This is a genomic window from Geminocystis sp. GBBB08, assembly GCF_016743215.1.
Taxonomy (GTDB): domain Bacteria; phylum Cyanobacteriota; class Cyanobacteriia; order Cyanobacteriales; family Cyanobacteriaceae; genus Geminocystis.
Genome location: NZ_VRZC01000288.1, coordinates 1 through 1,890, shown reverse-complemented (window position 1 = coordinate 1,890; position 1,890 = coordinate 1). Strand labels below are relative to the sequence as shown.

Annotated in this window: 1 protein-coding gene; it reads left to right on the top strand. The window is 27.0% G+C overall.

Going from position 1 to position 1,890, the window contains the following annotated elements:
• Window positions 1–1,890 (top strand): diguanylate cyclase domain-containing protein (locus tag FWJ34_RS19265; protein WP_308256943.1); only part of this gene is annotated, 1,890 nt, incomplete at both ends.

The window sequence follows — 1,890 nt, the reverse complement described above, 5'->3', positions numbered from 1 at the left end:
GTAGCTTATATTACTAAACCCATTAACTTATTAGAATTATTATCGAGAATTAATAGTTCTTTAAAAATTAGAAATTTAACGAAAAATTTACAAGAACAAAATCAGCTATTATCCTCAGAAATTTTAGCACGACAACAAGCACAATTAGCATTAAAAAATAGTGAAGAAAGATTAAAAACAATTATCAATAATAATCTTAACGGTATGATTGTTATTGATCATCTTGGGAAAATTTTATTTCTAAATCGGGAAGCCGAAAAATTATTTAATCGTAAAAAAGAAGAAATGTTAGGAGAAATTTTAGGTATTCCTCTAGAATTTGATAAAATTAGTGAATTAGATATACCAAGACCATCAGGAGAATTAAGTACTGTTGAAATGAGAGCAGTGCCTATTGTTTGGAATGATAATAGTGCCTTTTTAATTTCTTTTATTGATATTACTGAAAAGAAAAAAATGGAGGAAAAACTAAAAATATTATTTCAAGCATCAGAACAAAGTCCTGCATTAATTATTATTACAGATATTAAGGGAAATATTGAATATGTTAATCCCAAATTTGAAGAAGTTTCAGGGTATAAAGAAGAAGAAGTAATCGGAAAAAATCCTCGTATTCTTAAATCAGGGCATACAAGTAAGAATGATTATAAAAATTTATGGGATACCATAAAACAGGGAAAAGAATGGCAAGGAGAATTTCATAATATGAAAAAAAATGGAGAGTTATATTGGGAAAAAGCCTTAATTTCTCCTATTTTTAATTCTGCTGGTGTCATCACTCATTATATGGCAGTAAAAGAAGATATTACCGAAAAAAAACAACAGGATATTTTATTACAGTATCAAGCAAAATATGACCATTTAACGAATATCCCTAATCGTAATTATGCTTTAGAAAAAGTTAAATATTTAATAGAAAAAGCAAAAGAAACTCAAACTAATTTAGGATTAATGTTCATCGATTTAGATCATTTTAAACAAGTTAATGATAATTTAGGTCATGATTTTGGTGATGAATTATTAATCCAAGCAACAGCAAGAATGAAAAAGGCATTACGCAATACAGATTTATTGGCGAGGTTAGGAGGTGATGAGTTTTTAATGGCAGTGCCATTTTTGGAAAAATTCACTCATTTAGAAACAGTGGCTGAAAAAATTATTCGATTATTAAGACAACCTTTTGATATTTTTAATCAGAAAATTTTTATTTCAGCTAGTGTTGGTGTTACTATGTTTCCCTCTGATGGTGATAACTTAAAACAGTTAATTCGCAATGCTGATTTAGCCATGTATCAATCTAAAAAAAATGGGAGAAATCAGTTTAAATTTTATCACTCAGAAATACCGACAATTGAGATTAATAAATCTAATTTAGAGAACAATTTTAATCAAGCTATTGAAAGAAATGAGTTTAAAATTGTCTATCAACCCGTTGTTAAACTTCAAACTCAATTAATCATGGGTGCTGAGGCTTTAATTCGGTGGGAAAATAAAGAATTAGGTTTAATTTATCCCGAAAAATTTATCCCAATTCTCGAAAAAAATGGCATGATTATTAATTTGGAGAATTGGATTATAAAATCGGTGATCAAAGATATAAAAACATGGGAAGATATTAAAGATATTTTTATCAGTGTTAATTTATCAGAATATGAATTTCAAGAACAAGATATTGTTACTAGATTAAGGACATTTATTCCTGAAAATCATCGTCAACATAATAATATTCAAATCGAAGTTAAAGAAAATATGTTGTTAGAAAAAAAATCTTCAGTAACTAATACTTTTAATGATATATCAAAATTAAATATTGACTTATGTTTAGATAATTTTGGAGTAGGTTTTTCTTCCTTAACCAATTTACACAAATTTAGTTTTACATCTCTCAAA